This window comes from Dehalococcoidales bacterium (assembly GCA_041652735.1).
Classification (GTDB): Bacteria; Chloroflexota; Dehalococcoidia; order Dehalococcoidales; family RBG-16-60-22; genus RBG-13-51-18.
This window is the reverse complement of the sequence record JBAZGT010000007.1, coordinates 1-25,729: the sequence shown is the minus strand read 5'-3', so window position 1 is coordinate 25,729 and position 25,729 is coordinate 1. Positions and strand designations below refer to the sequence as shown.

Annotated in this window: 24 protein-coding genes and 1 rRNA gene; 9 read left to right on the top strand and 16 right to left on the bottom strand. The window is 56.1% G+C overall.

Annotated elements, in window-relative coordinates; genetic code table 11:
* Window positions 1–335: 335 nt before the first annotated feature.
* The 8 genes from WC370_03950 to tsaE all read right to left on the bottom strand — a co-directional run bounded on the left by WC370_03950 (window position 336) and on the right by tsaE (window position 5,866).
* The gene (locus tag WC370_03950; protein MFA5308625.1) at window positions 336–518 is read right to left on the bottom strand and encodes a hypothetical protein; all 183 of its coding nucleotides are present in this window, start codon (window positions 516–518) and stop codon (window positions 336–338) included.
* A 72-nt stretch (window positions 519–590) separates the two neighbouring features.
* Complete coding sequence (locus tag WC370_03945) at window positions 591–1,937, bottom strand: acetyl-CoA hydrolase/transferase C-terminal domain-containing protein (protein ID MFA5308624.1); 1,347 nt, start codon at window positions 1,935–1,937, stop codon at window positions 591–593.
* Between the two features lie 115 nt (window positions 1,938–2,052).
* A complete protein-coding gene (locus tag WC370_03940; GenBank protein MFA5308623.1) occupies window positions 2,053–2,340 on the bottom strand; it encodes a GIY-YIG nuclease family protein in 288 nt (95 codons plus the stop codon).
* A gap of 15 nt (window positions 2,341–2,355) precedes the next feature.
* Entirely contained in the window at window positions 2,356–2,802 is a 447-nt protein-coding gene (rpiB, locus tag WC370_03935; protein ID MFA5308622.1) for a ribose 5-phosphate isomerase B, read from the bottom strand.
* A 30-nt stretch (window positions 2,803–2,832) separates the two neighbouring features.
* Window positions 2,833–3,492 (bottom strand): L-threonylcarbamoyladenylate synthase, encoded by a 660-nt coding sequence (locus WC370_03930; GenBank protein MFA5308621.1) that lies wholly within the window; start codon window positions 3,490–3,492, stop codon window positions 2,833–2,835.
* Between the two features lies 1 nt (window position 3,493).
* The gene (tsaD, locus tag WC370_03925; protein MFA5308620.1) at window positions 3,494–4,501 is read right to left on the bottom strand and encodes a tRNA (adenosine(37)-N6)-threonylcarbamoyltransferase complex transferase subunit TsaD; all 1,008 of its coding nucleotides are present in this window, start codon (window positions 4,499–4,501) and stop codon (window positions 3,494–3,496) included.
* 190 nt (window positions 4,502–4,691) lie between these two features.
* Window positions 4,692–5,396, bottom strand: coding sequence for a tRNA (adenosine(37)-N6)-threonylcarbamoyltransferase complex dimerization subunit type 1 TsaB (gene tsaB / locus WC370_03920; protein ID MFA5308619.1), 705 nt, complete (start codon window positions 5,394–5,396; stop codon window positions 4,692–4,694).
* Window positions 5,393–5,866, bottom strand: coding sequence for a tRNA (adenosine(37)-N6)-threonylcarbamoyltransferase complex ATPase subunit type 1 TsaE (gene tsaE / locus WC370_03915; GenBank protein ID MFA5308618.1), 474 nt, complete (start codon window positions 5,864–5,866; stop codon window positions 5,393–5,395). The genes tsaB and tsaE overlap by 4 nt, the downstream gene beginning before the upstream one ends.
* 122 nt (window positions 5,867–5,988) lie before the next feature.
* On the opposite strand from tsaE, the gene guaA reads away from it, so the two are divergent.
* The 5 genes from guaA to WC370_03890 all read left to right on the top strand — a co-directional run bounded on the left by guaA (window position 5,989) and on the right by WC370_03890 (window position 12,597).
* Window positions 5,989–7,674, top strand: a complete 1,686-nt coding sequence (guaA, locus tag WC370_03910) for a glutamine-hydrolyzing GMP synthase (protein ID MFA5308617.1) — start codon at window positions 5,989–5,991, stop codon at window positions 7,672–7,674.
* Between the two features lie 225 nt (window positions 7,675–7,899).
* Window positions 7,900–9,159 carry a phosphoribosylamine--glycine ligase gene (gene purD / locus WC370_03905; protein MFA5308616.1) on the top strand — a complete coding sequence of 420 codons (1,260 nt, stop codon included), beginning with the start codon at window positions 7,900–7,902 and terminating at the stop codon, window positions 9,157–9,159.
* Window positions 9,160–9,710: 551 nt separating this feature from the next.
* Window positions 9,711–10,166, top strand: coding sequence for a 5-(carboxyamino)imidazole ribonucleotide mutase (purE, locus tag WC370_03900; GenBank protein MFA5308615.1), 456 nt, complete (start codon window positions 9,711–9,713; stop codon window positions 10,164–10,166).
* 101 nt (window positions 10,167–10,267) lie between these two features.
* Window positions 10,268–11,602, top strand: a complete 1,335-nt coding sequence (gene purB / locus WC370_03895; GenBank protein MFA5308614.1) for an adenylosuccinate lyase — start codon at window positions 10,268–10,270, stop codon at window positions 11,600–11,602.
* Between the two features lie 65 nt (window positions 11,603–11,667).
* Window positions 11,668–12,597: a phosphoribosylaminoimidazolesuccinocarboxamide synthase gene (locus WC370_03890; GenBank protein ID MFA5308613.1), complete on the top strand. Its 930-nt coding sequence runs from the start codon at window positions 11,668–11,670 to the stop codon at window positions 12,595–12,597.
* A 3-nt stretch (window positions 12,598–12,600) separates the two neighbouring features.
* Here the strand turns inward: WC370_03890 and hisB are convergent, their stop codons facing one another.
* The 5 genes from hisB to WC370_03865 all read right to left on the bottom strand — a co-directional run bounded on the left by hisB (window position 12,601) and on the right by WC370_03865 (window position 18,552).
* Window positions 12,601–13,377 carry an imidazoleglycerol-phosphate dehydratase HisB gene (gene hisB, locus WC370_03885; protein ID MFA5308612.1) on the bottom strand — a complete coding sequence of 259 codons (777 nt, stop codon included), beginning with the start codon at window positions 13,375–13,377 and terminating at the stop codon, window positions 12,601–12,603.
* Window positions 13,378–13,532: 155 nt separating this feature from the next.
* A complete protein-coding gene (gene hisC, locus WC370_03880) occupies window positions 13,533–14,630 on the bottom strand; it encodes a histidinol-phosphate transaminase (GenBank protein ID MFA5308611.1) in 1,098 nt (365 codons plus the stop codon).
* A complete protein-coding gene (gene hisD / locus WC370_03875) occupies window positions 14,631–15,923 on the bottom strand; it encodes a histidinol dehydrogenase (GenBank protein ID MFA5308610.1) in 1,293 nt (430 codons plus the stop codon).
* A complete protein-coding gene (hisG, locus tag WC370_03870) occupies window positions 15,924–17,327 on the bottom strand; it encodes an ATP phosphoribosyltransferase (protein MFA5308609.1) in 1,404 nt (467 codons plus the stop codon).
* Window positions 17,317–18,552 carry an ATP phosphoribosyltransferase regulatory subunit gene (locus WC370_03865; protein ID MFA5308608.1) on the bottom strand — a complete coding sequence of 412 codons (1,236 nt, stop codon included), beginning with the start codon at window positions 18,550–18,552 and terminating at the stop codon, window positions 17,317–17,319. The genes hisG and WC370_03865 overlap by 11 nt, the downstream gene beginning before the upstream one ends.
* Before the next feature lie 131 nt (window positions 18,553–18,683).
* Here WC370_03865 and WC370_03860 point away from each other — a divergent pair, with 131 nt between their 5' ends.
* A complete protein-coding gene (locus tag WC370_03860) occupies window positions 18,684–19,460 on the top strand; it encodes a biotin--[acetyl-CoA-carboxylase] ligase (GenBank protein ID MFA5308607.1) in 777 nt (258 codons plus the stop codon).
* A gap of 228 nt (window positions 19,461–19,688) precedes the next feature.
* Here WC370_03860 and WC370_03855 read toward each other — a convergent pair whose 3' ends face one another.
* From WC370_03855 to WC370_03845, 3 genes are read right to left on the bottom strand one after another with little or no spacing between them, the layout of a single operon-like run.
* The gene (locus WC370_03855; protein MFA5308606.1) at window positions 19,689–20,459 is read right to left on the bottom strand and encodes a slipin family protein; all 771 of its coding nucleotides are present in this window, start codon (window positions 20,457–20,459) and stop codon (window positions 19,689–19,691) included.
* 11 nt (window positions 20,460–20,470) lie between these two features.
* Window positions 20,471–20,767, bottom strand: coding sequence for an NfeD family protein (locus WC370_03850; GenBank protein ID MFA5308605.1), 297 nt, complete (start codon window positions 20,765–20,767; stop codon window positions 20,471–20,473).
* A 13-nt stretch (window positions 20,768–20,780) separates the two neighbouring features.
* Window positions 20,781–22,124 carry a nodulation protein NfeD gene (locus WC370_03845; protein MFA5308604.1) on the bottom strand — a complete coding sequence of 448 codons (1,344 nt, stop codon included), beginning with the start codon at window positions 22,122–22,124 and terminating at the stop codon, window positions 20,781–20,783.
* Between the two features lie 164 nt (window positions 22,125–22,288).
* On the opposite strand from WC370_03845, the gene WC370_03840 reads away from it, so the two are divergent.
* From WC370_03840 to WC370_03830, 3 genes are all read left to right on the top strand, one after another.
* Window positions 22,289–22,762 (top strand): NfeD family protein, encoded by a 474-nt coding sequence (locus WC370_03840; protein ID MFA5308603.1) that lies wholly within the window; start codon window positions 22,289–22,291, stop codon window positions 22,760–22,762.
* Between the two features lie 4 nt (window positions 22,763–22,766).
* On the top strand, window positions 22,767–23,663 hold the full coding sequence (locus tag WC370_03835) for an SPFH domain-containing protein (protein ID MFA5308602.1): 897 nt from the start codon (window positions 22,767–22,769) through the stop codon (window positions 23,661–23,663).
* 270 nt (window positions 23,664–23,933) lie between these two features.
* Window positions 23,934–25,430, top strand: a 16S ribosomal RNA gene (locus tag WC370_03830).
* The last annotated feature ends 299 nt before the right edge of the window (window positions 25,431–25,729 follow it).

The following is a 25,729-nucleotide window of genomic DNA, read 5'->3' as shown; positions in this document are numbered from 1 at the left end:
AATGGTTTTAGCTTGAAGTCCGTATCTAAAGATAACATTTTTAACGGTTTATTGTCAATCTGAACGAGAAGTAAAAGGGGTGGGGAAATTCAAATCTTAAAACTTGAAAATCAAAAACACAGATAAAAAATTAAAGATGAGGGGATAATTGATATGCTCACCCTTCGACAAGCTCGTGATGAGATAGGCCAAGGTAGTGGGGAAAAACATCCTTTTGGCACTTCCTTTGACAGCCTAGAGAAGCTATACGCGGTGGTGCGGGGGGACGTTGAGTGATAAGTGACAAGTTTCAAGGGGCAAGTAATAGATGAATAGTTAAAGGTGGGGTGAAGAGGTTACGACCGACCGAGGACTTTCTTTTTAACCTCTTCAAGAGACTCACGAGGCTCGGATTCGCGTTCTTTTACCAGTAAAGTATCGTAAAAATCTTCCCAGATATCACCATGAGTTTTCAGATCGATAGTCACTGCCTTTTTCCGCCCATCATCACCGATGATAAATTCAACACCCTTTACCATGGGACTCCTTAAGGCTGATTCACCCGTTTAATCAGATTATAAACCCAAACGGCGGGTATGGCAATGGGTATATCAGTGCAGATTAAGCGTCCCTCGTGTTATGAATCCCGCCTTTATCGCCGCTTTAGTTAGCTCTTCCCTGAAGGAGGGGTGGGCGATGGAGATAAGCGCTTTAGCGCGCTGCCAGACGCTCAGGCCCTTGAGGTTGACCATGCCGTACTCCGTGACGATGTACGAGACATCAGAGGCGGGGACGGTGACCATATCGCCCAGTTCCAGCACGGGCACGATATTGGATACCGCCTTGCCGTCTTTTCCCTCCCGGGCGGCGTGGAGGCAGATAAAAGCCTTGCCCCCCTCCGCCAAATAGGCCCCACGGGTGAACTCCAACTGGCCGCCGGTGCCGCTGATCTGGCGGGTGCCGACCGACTCCGAGCAGACCTGCCCGCGCAGGTCCACCCGCAGCGTGCTGTTGATGGCTATCTGTTTGTCATTTTTGGCGATGGTATACGGGTCGTTGGTATAATCGACCGGGAAACCGGCCAGGAGCGGGTTCCTGTCCATAAACTTATAGAGCTTTTCCGACCCCGAGGCGAAGCAGAAAACCGATTTACCGGGGTTAAGGCTCTTTTTACTCCCGGTAACCACGCCGGCCTCGATAAGCTCCATCATGCTGTCGTTGAACATCTCCGAGTGTATGCCGAGGTCTTTCAGGTTATGCTTGATGAGCAGCCTGCCCACCACGCTGGGGATGGCGCCCACGCCCAGCTGGATAGTGGCGCCGTCGGCTATCTGCTCGGCAAGGAGCGCGGCGATAGCAGCGTCCTCCGGCGTGACGGCCGCCGCCGGGAACTCCGGTATCTTGTACTCGTGGTTTTCCACGATGTAATGCACCTGTGCAATGTTCACGGACTCGTCATACCCCCCGAAGACCCAGGGCATGTGCTCATTGACCTCCACTACTACGGTTTTAGACACCTCGCAGGCGGCTTTCTGCCGCGTCACCGCCGCCCCGAAGTTGAAGCTGCCGTTCTCGTCCATGGGGGCGGTCTCGATAAAGGTGATGTCAACCTTGTCCCTGAGCCACTGGCGGTACATGCGCGGCCCCTCCCCCAGCCCGAAGGGAATGTAAGAGCAGGCGCCGCTCTTGTGGTACTCCCGCTCCACCTTGCCCAGGAACCAGGAGTTATGGATAAAGTGCTTTTGCTCAGGGTCAACGCGGGGGATGACGGTATGGGAGTGCTCGGCGCGGATTTTCACGTCCCGCAGCTCTTCACAGCGGGCCGCCAGCTTTTCATCCACCAGGGAGGGGAAGCCGCAGATAGCGCCGTAGTCCACCCACATGCCGGACTTGACCAGCCCGGCGGCTTCCTCGGCGGAGATTAGTTTACGCTGGTATTCATTAGTGTATTTGGACATATACAACTAAAACGTTTCTTGGTGTCATCCTGAGCCCGGTGAAGGATATCGGGGCGGGGACACGATATTGCCTCCTCTCCTCCCCGAGATTCTTCGTTTCACTCAGAATGACAGGTCAATCATTCCAATCCTCGCTTAAATCTTTCCATTCCGGATTGACTGAGTTAACAAGAGCCGTTTTCTTCCTCCTCACCCATCCCTTGATTTCTTTCTCCCGTTCGATAGCTACGCGAACATCGCCGGTGGGATCGAAATAGACAAGCTTATCCAGACCGTAATGTGAAGTGAATCCAGGTATCAGTTTCTTTTTATGTTCCTGTACGCGGCGTTCCAAATTATTAGTAAGGCCGATGTATAGCATCCTCGACTTGTTACTCATGATATAAACGTAATATTCGTGCATCACACCAACGTTTTATCACTCGCACTGCCTGTCTTCAATCGCCTTTATCTTGTTTATCCGGGTGACGTGGCGGCCGCCCTCGAACTCCGTGTTGAGAAAGTCCTCCACGATGACCTTGACCTTGGTGCCGCCCTCCTCCGCCGCCAGGCAGCAAATATTCGCATCGTTATGCAGTCGGGAGCGGTGGGCGGTAAAGACATCATAGCACTGGGCGGCGCGGATGCCGCGCACCTTGTTGGCGGCGATGCACATGCCGATGCCGGTGCCGCAGATCAGGATGCCCCGGTCGAAATCCCCCTTAACGATACCCTCCGCCACCAAAGCGGCGATATCCGGGTAATCTACCGAATCTTCCGTGTAGCAACCGAAGTCGTGGACGGTATGGCCGGCTGCGGTAACTACTTTAATAACGGTGGTCTTGAGCTCACAGCCCCGGTGGTCATTGCCGATAGCGATACGCACGTGAACGGCCTCCTCAAATGTATTGCATTATCAGGCGGCGCCCTGGAACATCTTCAGCACGCCGTGGATATCCAGCCAGCTGATGCGCCCCTGCCGGATAAGCTCCGGCGGACTGGCGGTCATGTCCACGATGGTGGACACCTCTCTCATCTTGAGCGGCCCCTGGTCCAGCACCATAGCCACCTGCGCCATATCCTCACCGAGCTGCGCCTTGACCTCATCTACAGCGTAGGCGCCCGGCTTACCGCTGATATTGGCGCTGGTGGTGGTGAGGGGGTGGCCGGTCATGGCCGCCAGGCGCAGGAAGACGCGGTTATCCGGGATGCGGATGCCGACCGTATTCAGTCCAGCTACCAGCAGCGAGGGGACAACTTCTCTTTTTTTCAGCACCAGCGTCAGCGCCCCCGGCAGGTAATGGGCCGCGAGGTGTTTGGCCGCCGCGGTCACGTAAGCGTACTGGTCCGCCGCCGCCATGGAAATCACGCCGATATGAATCGGGTTGGAGTAGGCGCGTCCTTTTAAATGGAATACTTTAGTGATAGCGCGGATGTCCAGGGCATTGGCGGCGAAAGCATAGCCCGTGTCCGTGGGACAGACCAGCACCTCTCCTTTATTAATCAGGGCGGCGGCGCGTTCCAGGACAGCTTCATCCGGGCTGGCGGCGTCAATCGTTTCAAACCTGGTCTTCATATCATCCCCCAAGCGGAGCGTTGGGAAACACGTTAAGACGCAAATCCGACCTTTCTCCCATCATTATTCTAGCGTATCCGGCGGCCGCAATCATAGCGGCGTTATCCGTACAGAGGGAAAGTTTGGGGAAATAAACGGCGATGCCCCGCTTGCGGCCGGCCTCCCGGCAGACCTCGCGCAGCCGGCTATTGGCGGAAACGCCGCCGGTAACGCTGATGGCGGTCAGCCCTTTTTCCTCCAGGGCGCGCATGGCCTTGGCGACCAGCACCTCCACCACCGCCTCCTGGAAGCTGGCGGCGATATCGGCCAGGGGCAGCGCCTCACCGCGGGCGATTGGCTCCTTAAACATATTGATGACGGCGGTCTTGAGGCCGCTGAAAGAGAAGTCCAGCGCTTTGCTTCTAATCATGGGGCGGGGGAAGGCGAAAGCGCGGCGGTTGCCCTGCTGGGACAGCTTATCAATAACGGGGCCGCCGGGAAAGTCCAGCCCCAGGAATTTGGCGACTTTATCAAAAGCCTCGCCGGCGGCGTCATCCAGGGTGGCGCCCAGCACCTCGTAGCGGCACTTTTCCGTCACTTGCACCAGCATATTATGCCCGCCGGAAACGGTCAGGGCGATATGGGGCACCGGCAGGTCCGGATTGCTCAGCATATTGGCAAAGATATGCCCCTCGATGTGATGCAGGCCGATGAGCGGCAGGCTTTTTGCGTAGCTGATGGACTTGGCCGCCGCCACCCCGACCATCAGGCAGCCGACCAGCCCCTGGCGGGCGGTGACGGCCACCGCATCGACGTCATCCAGGGTCTTGCCGGCGGTGTCCAGCGCCTCCTTAATGACGTAGCCGATAAGCTCCGCGTGGCGCCGGGCGGCGACCTCCGGCACAACGCCGCCGTACTTCTTGAGCAGGTCGAGCTGGGCGGCGATAGTGCTGGACAGTATAGTTTTACCGTCCGCCACCAGGGCGGCGGAGGTCTCATCACAGGATGTTTCAATACCGAGGATAAGCATATTATGTTAAGTTTCCATTTCCCTTAAATAGATTAGTATTTAGTATTTTCACCCTGACCTCTCCCATCAAGGGAGAGGCGTTTACCAAAAACCCACTCTATCTCCCTTTACGAAAGGGAGACGAAAGATTGTCCCTCTTTTGTAAAATCGAAGATTCCGCATGAAAACCGGAAAGGGATAAAGGGAGTTTTTATCCCATACCTCCCCGATATTTATTAACAAAAACCCTGGCCGTGGACTCCTTCAAATAGAGGGGGGTAAGGGAGAGGGGGTCGTCAATTTTGCCCCGGGCGAGCCGGATACCGGCCAGGCAGGCCACGGCGGCGCCGCCGGGCGATGTATCTTTTATGTCAATCTTTGTTCTTAGAGAGTCATCCGCACCAATCAGCACATCACGGTATTCTTTAGCGCCGCTGCCCACCAGGACAACAGTTCCTTTTAGCAAAGAGGCCAGGTCTTTGACCGCGCCGGTAAAATAATCACCCTCGCGGGCAACGTCGTTGCCCTGAAAGCGGTAGAGGGCGGCATAGACCGTGTCTTTAATGCCGGCGCCGACGACGGCCAGGACAAGTCCGGATTTTGCCATGACGCCGTAGGCTAAAGCCTCCAAAGTGGGAATGCCCGCCACCGGCAGGCCGGTACTGAAAGCCAGCATTTTGCCCACGGTAACGCCCACTTTAATGCCCGTCCAGGAGCCGGGGCCCAGCCCCACCCCTATTCCCCCCACATCCTTAAGCGCCAGGCCGGACTGCTTTAATGTTATGTCAATATTGTCCACGATTTGCTCCAGCGTATCCGTCCGCGCCGGAAAAGCGGCATCCGCCAGGACGCGGGGGCCAGCAGCGAGGCCGACGGCGTTAACGTAGCCGGAGGTGTCCATGCCCAGGGTTATCATGCCTTGCGCAGCTCCTTGAATAATTCCGTGAATTTATCGTCTTGAGAGGAAAGCTTTATCCGGCGCTGGCGGGCCGCCAGTATTTCAAACTCCACTTTTAAAACGTCCTCCGGTAAAAGCGACGCCATTTTCTCCGCCCACTCGATAATCATCACCCCGGCGGCGGCGCGGGCAAAGTAGTCCATGATGCCTATTTCAAACCCGTCCTCGATGCCGGAAAGCCGGTACAGGTCCAGGTGCATTACCGGCAGATTTCCGCGGTACTCGTTAACCAGCTGGAAGGTGGGGCTGTTCACCTGGCGCGGCGGCACGCCCAGCCCGGCGCAGATGCCCCGCGTCAATAAAGTCTTGCCGCAGCCCAGCTCCCCGGTTAAAGCGATGACGCTACCGGCGGAGAGACAAGCCCCTATTTTACCGCCGGATTTCAGGGTGGCGGCGGGGCTGCGACTGTAAAACTCGTAGTTGTCCATCGGGCCGGCTTAAAGGGTCGAAGACCAAAATTTATTTTGGGGGAAAAGGCGTTTCCAGCTTCAAGAAAACGCGCTGTCCACTTGACGATAGTATAGCATAATGGTAAATTGTGTTCTATAAGATGGTTAATGAAAATCCCGTCCAGCCCCCGGATGAAAGCCATCGGATAGCCACCACCGACGATATCGAGGTGTCAACCTATCTCGAAATCGCCAAGGAAATCGGCGGAGACCAACCGGCGGTAAGCGAAGAAGCCGTGTCCGGCGCCAAACGCGAAGCCATCATCGTCCTGGACTTCGGCTCCCAGTACAATATGCTCATCGCCCGGCGCGTGCGCGAGGCTCAGGTCTACTGCGAACTGCTGCCGCACGATACGCCCTGGGAGAAAATCGCCCCGCTGAACCCCCGCGGCTTTATCCTCTCCGGCGGCCCCGCCAGCGTCTACGAAAATAACGCCCCCCTGGCCCCCGCCTACGTTTACGAAAGCCACCTGCCGGTGCTGGGCATCTGCTACGGGATGCAGGCCATCACCAAGCAGCTGGGCGGGCAGGTCAGCCCCGGCACGCACCGGGAATACGGCCACGCCATCATGCACATCAACCAGGTGGACTTACCCCTGTTCGCCGGACTGCCGGAATCCACCCCGGTCTGGATGAGCCACGGCGACAAGATAGAAACGATGCCCCCCGGCTTTTCCCCGCTGGCCTACACGGAAAACTCGCCGTACGCGGTCATCGGCAACAACGATAATATCTACGGCCTCCAGTTCCACCCGGAAGTGGCACATACCCCGGAAGGCAAGACCATCCTGAAGAACTTCGTCTATAAAGTATGCGGCTGCCGCGGCAACTGGACGATAGGCAACTTCGTCAACGAGAGCATGGCACGCATCAAGGAGCAGGTGGGCGACGGCAAGGTCATCAACGCGCTATCCGGCGGGGTGGACTCATCGGTAGTGGCCACGCTTATCCACCGCGCCATCGGCGACCAGCTGACCTGCATCTTCGTGAACAACGGCCTGCTGCGGCGCGAGGAAGCGGAGCGCACCTTAAAAGTCTTTAAAAACAACCTGGGCATGAACATCGTGTACGTGGATGCCTCGGACAGGTTCCTCAACCGGCTGAAGGGCATCACCGACCCCGAGGAAAAGCGCAAGATAATCGGCGAGGAGTTTATCCGCGTCTTCGAGGACGAAGCCAAACGCATCGGCAAAGTGGACTTCCTGGCACAGGGCACGCTCTACCCTGACGTCATCGAAAGCGTTTCCTCCGTCAGCAACGTCTCCGCCAAGATAAAGAGCCACCACAACGTGGGCGGGCTGCCCGCCCGCATGACGCTCAAGCTGCTGGAACCGCTGCGCTTCCTCTTCAAGGACGAGGTGCGGCTGGTGGGCAAAGAGCTGGGCCTGCCGGAAGAAATGGTCTGGCGGCAGCCCTTCCCCGGCCCCGGCCTGGCGATACGGTGCATCGGCGAGGTGACGAAAGAGAAGCTGGAAATCCTGCGCAGCGCCGACTTCATCCTGATGAACGAAATCAAGAAAGCCAATCTGTACCGCCAGCTCTGGCAAAGCTTCACCGTGCTGACCGACGTGCGGAGCGTGGGGGTGATGGGGGACTTTAGGACTTACGGCTACCTGGCGGCTATCCGCGCCGTGACCAGCGAGGACGCCATGACCGCCGACTGGGCCCGCCTCCCCTACGACCTACTGGCGCGCATCTCCAACCGCATCGTCAACGAGGTAGACGGCGTCAACCGCGTCGTCTACGACATTACCTCCAAGCCTCCTTCTACCATCGAGTGGGAGTAGAATTCAACTTGCCCGGAAAAGACCAGTTTCCCCATCAATACCGGCTGTGCCTGCCGGACCGCCAGACGGCGCATTTTCCTCTTGACAAAACACGGGAATCTCTGTTTTACTCACTATGGCATCAGGATAGACCGATTACCGCCCCGGTGTAATCCGGAAACCAGGGGAAGGGATAAGGGGGGGCGGCGGCTATGCGGCGCCGGAATAACGTAAAGGTGCAGGAAAATGAAAATATTAGTTGTAGGCAGCGGAGCCAGGGAACACACCATTACCTGGAAAATCGCCCAGAGCCCCAAAGTAAAAGAACTTTACGCCGCCCCGGGCAACGCCGGCATGGCCAAGGTGGCACAAACCGTCGACATTAAAGCCACGGACAACGACGCGCTGCTGAAGTTCGCCCAGCACAACCGCATCGACCTGACGGTCATCGGGTCCGAGCAGCCGCTGGCCAACGGCATCGTCGACCTTTTCCAGCGCAACGGGCTGGCCGTTTTCGGGCCCAGCCAGCAAGCCGCGGAGATAGAGTCCAGCAAGGTCTTTTGCGGGGAAATGATGGAGAAGCACGGCATCCCCTGCGCGAAAAACGCCTGCTTCGAGGACTACGCCCAGGCGAAAGCTTACCTGGACGGGCTGAACCCTCCCTTCGTGCTTAAGGCGGACGGCCTGGCGCAGGGCAAGGGCGTGATTATCACCGAGTCCCGCGAGGAAGCCGAGAAAACGCTGACCGACATGATGCAGGGCAAGACCTTCGGGGCGGCCGGGGCGCGCGTGGTCATCCAGGAGCACTTAATCGGGCGGGAGATGAGCTACTTCGTCTTTACCGACGGCAAAACAGTGGCGCCGACGGTGCCCGCCTGCGATTATAAACGCATCTACGACGGCAACCAGGGCCCGAACACGGGCGGCATGGGCAGCTATACCCCGCCGGAGTTTTACAACCAGGAACTGGGCAACGTGATTATGAAGACCATCATGGAGCCGGCCATACTCGCGCTGGGGGACGAGGGGCGGCTCTATAAAGGGACGCTTTACGGCGGGCTGTTCATCCACAATAAAATGCCCAAGGTAATCGAGTTTAACTCCCGCCTGGGCGACCCCGAGACGCAGGTGGTATTACCCCGCCTCAAGACCGACCTGGTGGACATCATGCTGGCGGTCATCAACAACACCCTCGACCAGATAACCATCGAGTTCGATAACAATGCCTGCGTGGGGGTGGTGATGGCTTCCGGCGGCTACCCGGGCATCTATAAAACAGGTTACCCCATCACCGGCCTGGACGACCTCGATAAAGACGTGATGGTCTTTCACGCGGGGACGCGGCTCAACCCGGAGGGGCAACTGCTGACCAGCGGCGGGCGGGTACTGACGGTGGTGGCCACCGGCAAAAACCTGGCCAAGGCGCGGGAGAAGGTTTACAAGAACATTGCCAGGATCAAGTTCGAGGACAGCTATTATAGAAAAGATATAGGGCTGGTTAAGTAGCAAGTAACAAGTGGCAAGGAATATTTAACAAAATTGATTATCAAGTGTCCAGAATGCAATTCAACAAAAACACAAATTATTGGTAAAAATAAAAAAGTGCACCCATTTCAGTGTCTAGATTGTGAGCACAACTCCAGTGTTTCTTACGATGAGCCTGATAACCATAAAAAGTAACTAGTGAGAATCATAGAGTAGAGAGAGCATTGTATAATTCCCTCCGTGGAAAGCCGGGGGACTAGTGACGCAGCCGGTGCTGGTTAGACGTAAAATATGGCAATTTCAAAATCACTGGATTCCGTTTTTCAACGGAATGGTTACACGGACAAAATCCAGTAGCCAGTTAACAGCATTTATTATAAACTTATATATCGATTATAAGGATGAAAAAATAACAAGTAACATTTAACGTCATTAATAAGACAAATTAAAAAACAAATAAGGGCTAAAAAGAAGCTAAGTTAACATATAACAATAAACAAATATTTGAGGCTATTTACACTTGATTTGTTTGAAGAATATAAAAAACAAACCCATATGCCCAGGAGGTTGATATGCCGTTAGTCGGGGTGGTAATGGGGTCAAAATCAGACTCCGAGGTTATACAGTCGGCGCTGGACGTGCTGACCAGCCTCGGCATTGAATACGAGGTCAGCGTTATATCCGCCCACCGCACGCCGGAAAAAGCCAAGCAGTACGCGCAGTCCGCCCGGGAGCGGGGTATCGCGGTGGTCATCGCCGCGGCGGGGATGGCGGCGCATTTGCCCGGCGTGCTGGCCAGCTGGACCACGCTGCCGGTAATAGGCATACCCATAGCCAGCGGGGAGCTGAAGGGGGTGGACGCGCTTTATTCCATCGTCCAAATGCCCCCGGGGATACCGGTGGCCTGCATGGCCATAGGGGCGGCCGGAGCGAAAAACGCCGCTTACCTGGCCGCCGAGATTCTTGGGCTGAAACATGATAAAATAAGACTGGCTTACGAAAAATACCGCGCCGAGCTACAAGGGTAAAAGGGGCAAGTAGCAAGTGTCAAGTAGTAAGTAAAGAGTGTCAAGCTGCAAGGGGAGAGGGTTGTTGGGCGGGGGGCAATCGATATTAATAAGGAGCTTTCATGATTGAACGGTATTCCCGCCCGGAAATGAAACAGGTATGGTCGGACGAAAACAAGTTCACCAAATGGCTGGACGTGGAAATAGCCGTGTGCGACGCCTGGGCGGAAACGGGCGTTATTCCCCGCCAGGCCATCCCCAAGATAAAGATGGCCAAGTGCAACCTCAAGCGCATGGATGAAATCCTCCAGGAAACCCGGCACGACATGACCGCTTTCCTGGGCTCCGTGGCCGAAAGCCTAGGGGAGGAGTCCCGCTACATCCACCTCGGGCTGACATCATCAGACGTTATGGACACGGCCACCAGCCTGCAACTGGTGGAAGCCGCCGATATTTTAATGCAGGACGTTAAAGACCTTACCGGCATCCTGGCGCAGAAGGCAATCGAGCATAAATACTCCCTGATGATAGGGCGCACTCACGGCGTCCACGCCGAGCCCATCTCCTTCGGGTTGAAACTGGCGCTCTGGGTGGACGAAATGAGACGCAACCTGCGCCGCCTTTCCGAAGCTAAAAATATCATCTCGGTAGGCAAGATTTCCGGGGCGGTAGGCACCTATGCCACGGTCACGCCGGAAGTGGAACAGAAAGCCTGCCACAAGCTGGGACTCCAGGCCGCACCGGTTTCCAACCAGGTACTACAGCGAGACCGCCACGCGCAGTTCGTCACTACCCTGGCCATCATGGCCGGCTCGCTAGAAAAGTTCGCCACGGAAATAAGGGCGCTGCAAAAAACAGAAGTTCGCGAGGTGGAGGAGCCGTTCGGCGCCGGGCAGACCGGCTCATCGGCGATGCCGCACAAGCGTAACCCGGAGCTTTCCGAAAGGGTATGCGGGCTGGCACGCCTGGTACGCGGCTACGCCCTGACATCGCTGGAAAACATCGCGCTATGGCACGAAAGGGATATCAGCCACTCCTCCAACGAACGCATCACCCTGCCGGACTCCTGCCTGGCGATGGACTACATTTTAACGCTCTTCGCCTCGGTAATGAAACGATTACAGGTCTTCCCGGAGCGGATGAAAAAGAACCTGGAGCTTACCCGGGGGCTGGTCTTTTCCCAGAGAATCATGCTGGCGCTGATCGACAAGGGGCTGAGCCGGCAAAACGCCTATGAGATAGTCCAGAAAAACGCTACCAAGGCGTGGCAAGGCAACAGGAGCTTTTTAAAGCTGATAAAAGCCGACGCCGCAGTGATGAAAACCCTGACCGCGGCAGAGCTGGACAAGATATTCGACTACCAGTTCTATTTACAGCACGTAGACGAGATTTTCCTCCGGCTGGGACTGACTAAAAGCCAGTGGCAGGGAAGCTTTCCGGACAACACAGAAATGTGAACGGTGACGATACGAATGTATAGCCATAATCTCCCCCCCGGGATTTACAGGAAAGGCGCGCTCTAATGGATGCATATGAATCTGAAGTTTTAATGAAGACCGACCTGCCGCTGCCGGCATTTATCCGCGGCAAGGTACGCGATACTTACGACCTAGGCAGTCACCTATTGATTATAGCCACCGACCGTATTTCCGCTTTCGACATCGTCCTGCCTACCGGTATTCCGCTCAAAGGGCATGTACTCAACCGCCTCTCCTCTTTCTGGTTCCGGCGGACGACGGACATTATGCCCAACCACATGACGGAAGCCATCGACGATGTACACTGCCTCGACTCCTACCTGCCGGCGGAAAAACGCTTCAACTACCCCACCTACCTGCGGGGGCGTTCCATGGTAGTGAAAAAGGTAAAGCGCCTGCCGGTGGAATGCGTGGTACGCGGCTACCTTTCCGGCTCAGCCTGGGCGGAATATAAAAAAAGCAGCACCATCTCCGGCATAGCCATGCCCAGCGGCCTGTGGGAAAGCCAGGAGCTGAAGCAGCCGCTCTTTACCCCTACCACCAAGGCGGACATCGGGCATGATGAACCGGTATCCAAAGATTACATCGCCAAGAATTACGGGGCGCAACTGGCGCAGGAGCTCGAAGAAAAAAGCGTGGCTGTTTATAAAGCGGCCCGGGATTACGCCATCAGCAAGGGAATTATCATCGCGGACACCAAGTTCGAGTTCGGCATAGACAACGGCAAACTGGTGCTCATCGACGAGCTGCTGACGCCGGACTCCTCCCGCTTCTGGTATGCCGCCAAGTACAAAATCGGCCAGTCCCAGGACTCGATGGACAAGCAGCCGGTGCGCGACTGGCTGGCGTCATCCGGCTGGAACAAAGAGCCGCCGGCACCGGCGCTGCCGGCGAATATCATCGCCGAGACATCCGATAGATACGTCAAGGCTTACGAAAGACTCACCGGGCGCAACCTGGCGTCTTTAACCTAACAGCTACCGCTGCAGGTATTCCTTGGTGGTGGGCAGCTCCCCGGCGATGCGCTCGTCTATTCTGGTGGCGGCATCCAGCACCCGGCCAAAGGCCTTGAACAGCGCCTCCGCTTTATGATGGTCGTTGGCGCCGTAGACAATAGAGGCGTGCAGGTTTATTTTAGCCTCATTGGCGAAGGACTCAAAAAAATGCTTCACCAGCTCCGTGGGCAGGTCCAGTATAGCGTCACCGCTGAAATCCAGATTCAGCACGGAGTACGCCCTACCGCTGATATCCACGGCCATGCTTACCAGCGTTTCATCCATGGGTATCGAGGCCCCGGCCATGCGCACGATGCCCCGCTTTTCCCCCAGCGCTTCCCCGAAAGCCTTGCCCAGGCAGATACCCACGTCCTCCACGATATGATGAACGTCATCGCCCGAGGCAAAGAGCTTTATGTCAAACAAACCGTGCCGCGCCATCTGCGAAAGAAAGTGGTCGAGCATTTTTACGCCGGTAGCGATAGTGTACTTGCCGGTACCGTCCACGTTCAGCTCCAGGGTAATGTTGGTCTCCCGGGTATCTCTTTTTACGGCGGACCGGCGGCCTTCCCTGACCTCCTCAGACAGCAGGGCCATAGCGCCTTTTAGGAAGGTGCCGCCCACGGGTATTTTTTCCGTCCGGGTGCGCTGGTATAAAGGCCGGCTGCACCCTATTTTATCCGCCATCTGCTGGTCAGAATAGCCTTCCCGGTTCTGCAACCTGATTATTTTTAACAGTACACTTTCCGCAGCGTCCATAACATCATCCTTATCTATTTGTTACGCTCAACTGTTATCTATTATAACATATATTTACATACTGTCAAGCACGATAGTAACATTTATGATATTTTTATAACATGCGGAACATATAGTGTTTTACCGGCGGGGAGGCCAAGGTTTACGGCAGGCGCTCAGGGCTTGAGGGCATACAGGGCTTTAACCAAAGCGTCCGTATGCTCCGGTTTGCCCACGCTGACGCGGATGCTGTTTTTCAGGAGGGGCTTATCAAAGTAACGCACCAGAATGCCGCCGGCCTGGAGGTTAAGGTGCAAATCAGCGGCGCTGCCTTCCAGGACGGCGCAGTAAATAAAGTTGGCCTGAGAGGGATAGACCTTGAGCCAGGGAATTTGCTGCAAGGCATCATAGAGCCTGGCCCTTTCCTTTTTGATGGCTTCCACCCTGCCCTTTAAATAAGCCATGTCCGCCAGGGACTCGCGGACGGCTATCTCTCCCGCCATGCTGACAAAATAAGGAATCTTGATGGCCATCAGGTAATCCGCGATTACGGGCGGGAAAACGCCATAGCCCACCCTCAGCCCTGCCAGACCGGCCCACTTGCTGAAAGAACGCAGCACCATGAGGTTGGGGTACCTGGCGGCCAAAGGCACCACCGTTTCCCCGGAGAACTCGTAATAGGCCTCGTCAATAACAACGGGGACGCCGGTATCCAGAATCTCCAGGATATCTTCTTTGGGCACGGTGTTCCCGGTGGGGTTATTGGGGGTGGCCAGGAAAATCAATTTGGTACGCGGGGTGACGGCCGCTTTAATTGCTTTAACATCGACGATAAAATCCGCGTCACGGGTAACGTTAACCACCGTGCCGCCGCATATCTCCGTACTGAAACGGTACAAATCAAAAGTGGGAACGCAGACGATCACCTCATCGCCGGGACCGACGAAAAGCCGCGTAACAAGGTCGATTAACGTATTGCTGCCGTGCCCGGCGATAATCCTGGAGGCGTCAGTACCGGCATACGACGCTAAAAGCTTACGCAGCCCCTGCTGGCCATCGTCCGGATAGATATTCAGGTTATGGCTTTCCGCCAGAGCGCGCAGCACCCGCGGCGAGCAGCCGTAGGGGTTCTCATTGGCGTCCATCTTAATAATGCTCTCAACGGGCACCATCACCTTGCCCTCCAGCGTTTCCGGGGAGGTGGCGGCGCTATAGCCGGTAAACCCCTTGAGGAAGGGGCGGATTAACTTTTCAATGCCTTCAGATTCAGCCACTTAAGTACCTCCCTGCCCGGCGTCTTCAAGACGCTTTTCCAGAGCGCGGGCGTGGGCGTCCAGCCCCTCGGCTTTAGCGATGGCCGCCGCCGCCCCGCCAATTTGTTTCATATCCGATTTATTCATTTTCACCAAACTTATCAGCTTGACGAAGTCCATAATATTCAGGCCGGAAGAGAACCGCGCCGTACCGTCCGTGGGCAGCACGTGGCTGGGCCCGGCGGCATAATCAACGAGCGCCTCGATAGCGTTTTCCCCCACGAAGAGACAGCCGACGTTATTTACCTGTTTAACGTACGAGGCGGCATCTTTTACCAGCAGGCATAAATGCTCCGGCGCGTACATATCGGCCAGCGCCAGCCCCTCGGCCACATCAGCCACCACGGCGATAAAGCCGGTGCGGGCCATGTCCGCGGCGATGATGTCCCGGCGCGCCAGGGTCTTGAGCTGCGCCTCCACCTCCCGGTTAACGTTATCCGCCACCGGCCGCGAGGTAGCGATAAGAATAGCCGAGGCGGCGCCGTGTTCCGCCTGCGCCAGCAGGTCAGCGGCGGCGTAAGCCGCGTTGGCCGTCTCATCGGCGATGATAATGACTTCACTGGGGCCGTAAAGCCCATCGATGCCCACCGTCCCGAAAACCAGTTTCTTGGCCAGCGTGGCGTAAGCGTTGCCCGGCCCGCAGATTTTGTCCACCGCGGGAACGGACGCCGTACCGTAAGCCAGAGCGGCGACGGCCTGCGCGCCGCCGATGGAAAAAACGCGGTCGATTTTAGCGATTTTAGCCGCCGCCAGCGTTACCGGGGAGACCCGGCCGGTCTTCTGGGGGGGGGTAACCAGAATGATTTCCTTAACGCCGGCGACGCGCGCCGGAACAGCCGTCATCAACAGCGACGAGGGCAGCGGGGCGGAAAAACCGGGCACGTGCACGCCCACACGCTTGATGGGGCGAAAAAACCAGCCCAGCCGTCCGCGACGACTTTCTACCAAAAGCGCCTTTTGCTGCTCCCGGTGATAGGCGGTGATACGCGCGGCGGCCAGCTTCATGGCGGCCAGCAATTTTTTATCCAGCGTCCGGTAAGCGAGGTCGATTTCTGCTTTGGTCACTTCCAGCTGCGCCAGCTTAACGCCGTCGAACTGTTCCGTGAAGTCAAACAAAGCGGCGTCACCGCGACGGCGCACCTCCGCGATAATCCGGCGGACGGACTTTTCCCGTTCCCCGTCAGCGGCGGTCTCCTGCTTAGCCTGCCGGGACAGCAGCGCTTTGGCTTGAGCAAAACCCTCGATTATTTTCATTTAAGCGTCACCCACCGCAGCTTGCAATTTTTTAACCAGGTCGGCCAGGCGTTCCTTTTTTAACGGGCTGTCCACCGTCATCCGGCTGCCGATGAGACAGGCCGTCGAGGCAAACAGGGTATCGATTATTTTCAGGTTGTGCCGGGCTATCGTCCGGCCGGTCTCCGTGTTCTCGATAAGCAAATCGGCGTCATCAGGGAGAAAAGCCTCGGTGGCGCCCCAGGTGGGAATGACCCGGTAGTGCCCCAGGTGGTTATCCCGGGCGTACTTATCCGCAATATTAACATATTCCGAGGCCAGACGGAACGGCGCATCGCGGCCGGCGATGTAGTTCCGCAGACCGGCGGTATCCGCCACGGGCATATCCTGATGCACCACCGCCACCAGCCGGACCTTGCGCAACTTGAGGTCGAGGATTTCACAGGCCGGACTGGAAGGAAACTGCGCCAGGTGGTCGGTCAGCCAGTCCCGCCCGGTAATAGCGAGGTCAAAATTGCCGTTGGCCACCTGGAGGGGCATGTCCTGGGGACGGATAACCTTAACGATTACCCCGTCCAGGGCGATTTGGGGTCGGCGTACGCCGCTCTCCGAAGGATAATCTTCGATTTTAATACCGGCGCGGGTCAGAAGCTCGACGGTCTGCTGTTGCTGATGACCGTCCGGCAAGGCCAAACGCACCGCGTCCCGGGCTATTTTTTCTACGATGCGGGGCGGGGAAAAGGCGGGGACGGCATCCTTCTTTTCCGCAACGCTTTTAGCCGTTTCCGGCAGGGCGGACAGCAGAGACGCCACGATTTTATCCAGGTCCTTGTTTTCCCAGCTAGACCGGTTGGCAATCAGGCAGGCGCTGTAGTCCAGCACTTTAGCTACCGGCCGCATGGCACAAGCGGCCAGCTCCGCGGCACTCCCGGCGGCCAGTAAAGCCATTTCCGCGTTTTCCGGGGGATAGGCTTCCGCCGCGCCCCAGACGGGAAAAACGCTAAAGCGGTTCATCCTTTGTTGCAGGGCATAGGCTTCCGCCAGGTTGGGGTACTCGCTGGCAATGCGCAGCGGCGTACCGTTCTGCTTGAAATCCGGGCGAAGAGCCGCCGAGGCCAGGTACAAGGAGCCTTCCCCGTACAATAAATCCTTAATTTTCACCACGCCGCTGCTGGGGTATTTGACCAGCAACTCCCGGAGCCAGTCCAGCCCGCAGATGCCCAGGTCATAGTTGCCCAGAGCTATCTGGATGGGAATGTCTTTCTCGTGGAAGACACGGATAAGCAAGTCCGGGAATTTTGACGCTTGAGGACGGTAAAAGCCCATGTTGGACTGGTATTCATCCAGTCCCCAGTCCGCTTTCTGGAGCAAGGCGGCGGTCTTGCGCAGCAAACGCCCCTTGGGCAAGGCTATCTTAACCGGCACCCGGCGCCTCCAGCAGCGCGACAGCCGCGTTAATATTCTCTATCTTACTCTTTACCGATTCGGCTTTATTTACCAGCGTTAAGGCCCCGCCGCTTTTCACCTCTAAAGTCCAGTCCGCCGGGCGGCCGTCAAGGTCGAGTTCAGCGATGAAACCAGCTTTACGCAGGCCCGCAGCCGCGTTAAAGGCTTCTTTTACAGCGTCAGGGGATAAAGCTTTTACCAGGACTTTTAGAGGACTCGTTAAAATAAAGCTGGCCGGTTTTACCAGAGTCATAAGGCGGTCGAGGTAAAGCGCGAAACCGGAAGCGGGCGCGTTCCCGCCACCCATCGAAGGTATGAGGGCGTCATAGCGGCCGCCGCCGCCGATTTTCTCCCGGCCGGTGAAGTACTGGAAAATGATACCCGTATAGTATTCAAAACCGGTGCCGGAAGCGATGTTTATCTGGTACTTAATGCCCAACTCATCCAGCACGGCAACTGTTTTAAGAAAATCCTCCAGCGGTGCGCAAATCTCCGGCGCGGTTTGACGCAGCAGCGCCAGCTGGTTGCGCAGGAATCCCGGCGACTTTCCCTTCAATTTCAGGAGGGAAAGCAACGTGCCGCCCAGCTCCGGCGACTCGCGGGAGACCCTGGCCAAAGCGTCGGCGTCGCCGTCAAGGATACTATCGAACAGCTTGTGCTGCTCTTCCGGGCTCAAGCCGATTTTCTCCAGTAAAGCTTTAATCAGACCGGCGTGGGACAAGCGCAGCTCTACGCCTTTGAGTCCGAGCTTTTGCAGTATCTCCGAGGACAGGGCGAGCAGCTCGGCGTCCGCCACGGCCGAACCCGCCCCGATAAGCTCCGCCCCGCACTGCCATCTTTCCCGGGTCTTTTCACCGTTCTCTTCAAAGGTAAACATATTGGCGGCATAAAAAAGCCGGGCCAGCCCCTGCTCCTGCATCTTTTCCGTGTACAGGCGCGCCACCGGTATAGTGCCGTCCGGGCGTAGCACCACCCGCTCCCCGCTCCACCCGTCCCAATCGAGAAAAGAATAGACCTTGCCGAGCATACCGGGCGTTAAAGTACCGGCGGAGGTAAACAGGTGCAGGTACTCGATAGTGGGCGTCCTGACTTCCTGGTAGCCCCACTTCAAAAAACAATCGCGGCAGATTTCTTCCACCAGGTGAAAGACGGTCATTTCCGCCGGGGACATGTCCCGCATTCCTTTGCAGCGCTGGATTTTCATGTTATTGCCTCTGGGATTTTAGAAGTTAAATACTATATTAATTTACACTAAATGCAGCTTCTATTCAATTTTTATCTCGCGTCTGCCCATGTGGTAATATCTATCTATATCGAATCGGAACGAGAACCTTGATGAAAGAATTATCAGCTACAGCGATTACCGCAGGACTGAAGACCAGAGTCATCGGGCAGAGGCTAGTGTATTTTCCCAGCCTGGCTTCCACCATGGACACGGCGCGGGATGAGGTACGGCGGGGGGCGACGGAAGGCACGGTGGTGATGGCGGGAGAGCAGATGGGGGGGCGGGGCAGGCTAAAGCGCAACTGGGTCTCCCCAAGCGGGAACATCGCGCTATCCATTATTCTTTATCCGGACGTGAAAGCCATCCCCTACCTTATCATGATAGCGTCCCTGGCGGCGGCGCGGAGCATCGAGGGGGCGACCGGGCTAAAGACAGGGATAAAGTGGCCCAACGATGTGCTCATCGAAGGCAGGAAAGTGAGCGGCATCCTGATTGAAAACGAGGTAAAGGGAAATAAGGCGGCCAGCGTCACCGGCATCGGCATCAACATCGACCTGAACGCGGCCGACTACCCGGAAATCGCGGACACGGCGGCCAGTCTGAAAAGCAGCGGAAAAGCAGATTTTAGGGTGGAGATAATAAGAGCGCTGCTGACGGAGTTCGAAAGATTGTACCTGACGCTGCCGGACGGCAAGCCTATCTTTGAAGCCTGGCGCGGGAGGCTGGCGACGCTGGGGGAAAAGGTGCGGGCCACGGGGGGCGGGGAGACAATCGAGGGGGTGGCGGAAGACGCGGATGAAAGCGGGGCATTATGGATACGGGGGGCGGAGGGGAGGCTAACGAAAGTGGTGGCGGGGGAAGTGACTTTAAGAGGGAATAGAGATTAGGGGGAAGGGGGAAGGGGGGATAGTATCTTGCCCCAAGCTCAAAGTGTCCCATCGAGATAGAAAAGCGGCGCATAATGGATTCCATCCCCCGGATAAACCCGGACTAAAGCCTGCGCCGTAACCTGCAACAGGCTCACTTCGCGGTGACTCAATGTAAACAGGGTGAGCGGGGGGAAAAGGGGGAGGGAGGCACCATTGCCTCCCTCGCATTGTATTAAGACTGTTTATTTATTTCTTTTCTACTTTGGTTACCTCAAGGCCAAATGCCTTGAAAAGCTCGATGGGTAAGGGGAAGATAATGGTGCTGTTTTTTTCCGCGGCGATTTCCGTTAGAGTTTGCAGATAGCGCAGCTGGATGGCGGCCGGCTCCCGGCCAATAATCGCAGCGGCTTCGGTGAGTTTCTCCGAGGCCTGCATTTCGCCCTCGGCATGAATAATCTTGGCGCGTCTTTCACGCTCGGCTTCAGCCTGGGCGGCCATGGAACGCTTCATTTCCTCGGCCAGCTCTACTTCCTTGATTTCCACGATGCTGACCTTGACCCCCCACGGGTCGGTGTGCTCGTCGATTATTTTCTGGAGCATCTGGTTAAGCTTTTCCCGCTTGGTGAGCAGTTCGTCCAGCTCCGATTGGCCAAGCACGTTTCTCAGGGTGGTCTGGGATATCTGGGAAGTGGCCCGGATATGGTCGATAACTTTCACCACCGACGATTCGGGGTCGACCACGCGGAAATAGACGACGGCGTTAACGCGGACGGTAACGTTATCCCTGGTGATGACTTCCTGGGAAGGGACATCCATGGTGACGACGCGCAGGTCAACTTTGACCATGCGGTCGATGAACGGGATGAGAACGAAAAAGCCGGGGCCCTTGGCACCGACCAGCCGACCGAGGCGGAAGATAACGCCGCGTTCATACTCCGCCACGATTTTAATAGCCATGGATACAATTAAAAGAACGACGATTACGGCAACAACAATGCCAACAACTGTACCAGTCATTGATACCTCCTCTAATTTTTTCTGGTGACCATGAGCTTGAGACCATCGACCCTGGTAATAATCACTTCCTCTTCAGGCTCGACCCGGCCATTATCGACGACGGCGGTCCAGTGTTCACCATCGACGAGGACCATACCTTTCGGATTCAGCGCAGTTTCCGCCACCGCCGCTTTGCCTAACAGTTCTTCTTTACCGGTGGCGGTCTTCCTCTGGTGGGCGCGGACTACCCATATTACCACAAAAACGACGACAACAATCACGACGACAACAATCAGCGCGAACAGCCAAGGATTGATATAAAGTGACATAAATTTCTTCCCCCTACCGCCTGTTTTTAATATCCGCGGGCGGCGCTTCTTTTTTTACGACATAGAGCGTCAGCCCGTCCATTCTCTTAATAGTTACTTCTTCACCCACCCCGATAGCGCCGCTTTCCGAAACCGCCGTCCAGCGCTCGCCCTTATAGAACACGACACCTTCCGGATTCAGGGCGGCCCTCACCGTGGCAGTCTTGTTAATCAGTTCCTCGCGGCCGGTGACGGCCTGCTTGCGGTGGGCTTGCACCGCCCGCTGCACCAGAAAGATGAGAAAGCCGCTGACCAGGATACAGACCACGGCTATCAGCCAGGGGCTGATGCGGAACACCGGGGAGGCGCCCTTAAAGAGCATGATGGAACCGGCCACCAGCGACACCACACCACCAGCGGTAAAAAGGCCGAAGGAGGCGGTCAGCAGCTCCCCGATGAACAGCCCCACAGCCAGGACCAGCAACAGTATGCCGGCGTAGTTGACCGGCAGCATCCCCAGGGAATAAAACGCCATCAAGAAAGCGATGCCGCCGATTATCCCCGGAAAGATAAGGCCGGGGTTAAACAGCTCCGCCATAATGCCCAGCGTGGCCACGCTTAACAAGATGTAGGCGATATTGGGGTCGGCAATAGTGTAGAGAAATTTCTCAAAGAATTTCATCTGGGTATCAACGACTTCAGCGTTTTTGGTCTGCAAAGTTATCTGCTGGCCGTTTAAAAGGGTTACCTGGCGGCCGTCCAACTGGTTAAGCAGGGAGGGGAGGTCCGGGGCAATCATATCAATAACGTTAAGCTCCAGGGCTTCGTGCTCGGTGGCGGAGACGCTTTCCCGCACGGCTTTTTCCGCCCAGTCCATATTGCGCCCGTGGGATTCCGCCAGACTGCGGATATAAGCGGCGGCGTCATTGACCACCTTTTCCTCCATGGTGTCAGACATGGTCTGCTCGCCCTCTTCCCCGACGGAAACCGGGTGCGCCGCCCCGATGGCGGTATTGGGGGCCATGACCGCCACGTGGGCCGCCATAGTGATAAAGACACCGGCGGAAGCCGCCCGCGCCCCGGAAGGGGCGACATAGACCACCACCGGCACATGGGCGTTGACCATCAGCTTGACGATGTCCCGCATGGCGGTGTCCAGCCCGCCGGGCGTGTCCAGCTGGATAATAACCGCCGCGGCATTGTTGTCCTCGGCGATATTGATGCCGCGCTCCACATAGTCCACCAGCACCGGGTTGATGGTGCCCTTGATGGTGAGAACGTAAACGCCGCCGGACGTCTGCGCCAGCGCGCTACCGGCCAGCGATACAGCCAGCAGCAGGACGGTCAGTAATAGAACAATACGTCTTATTTTTATCATCACAGATACCTGATTATTCTTACTATTATAGATTGTAATACATGCCGATGCAATTGAACACCCGTCCGCCGGTACGAGGGCAACAACACGGCGGGTTGACATCGGGCAGGGTTTCTTCTAGAATAACCTCGTTAAAAAACATATTAATTAAGGAAAGAAAGACCATGAACGGAACCGTTGACATTGCGTTTTACGACCACTGGGCATGGCTGATAGCCATCGGGTTAGGGCTGGTGCTGATTATCCTGGAGCTTCTGCTGGGCGTGGACACGGGGCTGGACCTGGTGTTCATCGGGACGGCGCTGGGGCTGGGGGGACTGATAACGGTGGCTTTCCACTCCTGGGCGTGGACGGCTATCGCGGCGGGCATCATCTGCATCATCTATGTAATAATCGGGCGGAGGTACATCCACCAGCGGACGGCCGTGCCTTTGTCCAAGACCAATATAGATACCATCATCGGCAAGACAGGCACGGTAGAGCAGGATATCATGCCGGAAAAGGACGGGCTGGTGAAGGTGGGGAACGAAGAGTGGCGGGCGCGTTCGGACACACCCATCAACCGGGGTGAAGTGATAACCGTCACCGGCGTCACCGGCGTTACCCTTATGGTAAAAAAGACGGAAAGAGAGGCATAGTAACATGGGTGTTGGCGTAATTATTATCATCGTCGTCCTAGTATTGCTGTTCATTCTCACACTGGCGAAATCCATCACCGTCATCCACCAGGCGGAGAAGGGGCTCATCGAGCGGTTCGGACGATACAAGGAAACACTGGAGCCGGGGCTGCGCTTCATCATACCGTTTATAGACAAACTGTCAGCCCGGATAGACATGAGGGAGACGGTGCTGGACGTGGAGCCGCAGGCGGTCATCACCAAGGACAATGTGGGGGTCACGGTGGACGCGGTGGTCTATTACTACTGTACGGACGCTAAAGCGGTAAGGTACGAGGTGGCCAATTTTTACGTGGCCGTGAGCAAGCTGGCGCAGACCAACCTGAGGAACCTGGTGGGCGATATGACCCTGGACGAGACGCTGGCATCAAGAGAGCGTATTAATTCGTCCCTGCGGACCACGCTGGACGAAGCGACCGATAAGTGGGGCGTGAAAGTAACCCGCGTAGAAGTTAAGGCAATCGAGCCGCCGAAGGATATCACCGACGCCATGAGCAAGCAGATGAAGGCGGAGCGGGAAAAGAGAGCGACCATTCTCGAAGCTGAAGCCTACAAGCAGAAACAAATTCTGGAGGCCGAAGGTGACAAGCAGAACGCCATCCTTACGGCTGAGGGTAACCGGCAGTCGGCCATCCTTCGGGCGGAGGGTGAGGCTCAGGCTATTGAAAATGTATCTTCAGCCGCAGATAAATATTTCGTAGGCAATGCGCAGCTATTAAAGCAGCTGGAAGTTACCCAGGCAGCGCTCCAGAACAACTCCAAGCTGGTGGTATCCGACCAGTCCAAGCTGGTTAACGTACTGGGGCTGGGGGAAGCGCTGACGCCGCCCAAACCACCGGATAAAAAGAGGATGGGCGATTAGCCCAGGAAGAACATCAAGACTGGAGAGGGGGCTAAAAACCCCCTCTCTTTTTTTAGGGGGAGGGGGGGGAAAGGAGCAAGGGAAAAAGAATAGTAAAAAATAGTCATAAATATAGCGGGTGCAGCCTGAACAAGTTGTTGACATCATGGTTTAGCTATGGTATTATTATTCTTGCGCTCTGGGAAAAGGGCGCGTTTTGCACCTTAACAACTGGATAGCGGAAGGAAAGTAAATTCAATAGTTTTTATTCAAGCCAAGTCAATACTTTTTTATTTGGAGAGTTTGATCCCGGCTCAGGATAAACGCTGGCGGTGTGCTTTATGCATGCAAGTCGTACGGGTTCCGCAAGGAATCAGTGGCAGACGGGTGAGTAACGCGTAAGCGACCTGCCCTAAAGTGGGGAACAACTCTGAGAAATCGGAGCTAATACCGCATGTGATCCTTTTTGTAAAGAGGAAGGATTAAAGCCGTAAGGCGCTTTAGGATGGGCTTGCGTCCGATTAGCTAGTTGGTGGGGTAACGGCCTACCAAGGCGACGATCGGTAGCTGGTTTGAGAGGACGACCAGCCACACGGGGACTGAGACACGGCCCCGACTCCTACGGGAGGCAGCAGCAAGGAATATTGGGCAATGGGCGAAAGCCTGACCCAGCGACACCGCGTGGGGGAAGAAGACCTTCGGGTTGTAAACTCCTTTTATTGGGGAAGAATAATGACGGTACCCGATGAATAAGCCCCGGCTAACTACGTGCCAGCAGCCGCGGTAATACGTAGGGGGCGAGCGTTATCCGGATTTACTGGGCGTAAAGCGGGTGTAGGTGGCCTGTCAAGTCGGATGTGAAATCTCCCGGCTCAACTGGGAGGGTGCATCGGAAACTGATGGGCTAGAGTGCAGCAGAGGGAGGTGGAATTCCCGGTGTAGTGGTGAAATGCGTAGATATCGGGAGGAACACTAGTGGCGAAGGCGGCCTCCTGGGCTGTAACTGACACTGAGATCCGAAGGCGTGGGTAGCAAACAGGATTAGATACCCTGGTAGTCCACGCAGTAAACGATGGATACTAGGTATGGGGAGTATCGACCCTCTCCGTGCCGAAGCTAACGCTTTAAGTATCCCGCCTGGGGAGTACGGTCGCAAGACTAAAACTCAAAGGAATTGACGGGGGCCCGCACAAGCAGCGGAGCGTGTGGTTTAATTCGATGCAACACGAAGAACCTTACCAGGGCTTGACATGTTGGAAGTAGTGAAACGAAAGTAGAACGAACTGTCAAATCAGTAACCTTCACAGGTGCTGCATGGCTGTCGTCAGCTCGTGCCGTGAGGTGTCGGGTTAAGTCCCATAACGAGCGCAACCCCTGTTGCCAGTTAATTTCTCTGGCGAGACTGCCCCGCAAAACGGGGAGGAAGGCGGGGATGACGTCAAGTCAGCATGGCCCTTATGTCCTGGGCTACACACACGCTACAATGGATGGCACAGCAGGTTGCAATGGAGCGATCCGGAGCTAATCCTTAAAACCATCCTCAGTTCGGATTGCAGGCTGAAATTCGCCTGCATGAAGTCGGAGTTGCTAGTAACCGCGTATCAGCTTGGCGCGGTGAATACGTTCTCGGGCCTTGTACACACCGCCCGTCACGTCATGAAAGTCGGCAACACCTGAAGCCGATGCGCTAACTCGCAAGAGAGGCAGTTGTCTAGGGTGGGGTCGGTGATTGGGACGAAGTCGTAACAAGGTAGCCGTAGCGGAAGCTGCGGCTGGATCACCTCCTTTCTAGGGAGATGAAAAATTGGTGTGAACCAAGTTCTCCTAGGTCGGTACGTTACCGGTGAAAATTGGTAACGTCCTCTTTCCTCCCGCTATCCAGCGGTTAAGACGAAGCCCCGGTCCAAAAGACCGGGGTTTTTTGTTTGGGGGGGTAAGGAAATAATCACGGATTTGGTATGTCTGACCTTTCCCCCGTAAATAATGCCATTGGCTCTTAGAGTTCTCTGCTAGAATATAGCGAACGGGAGGACTCGAAATGCAGCGCAAGAAGTACACTGAAGAGCAGATTATCCAGGTGCTAAAAG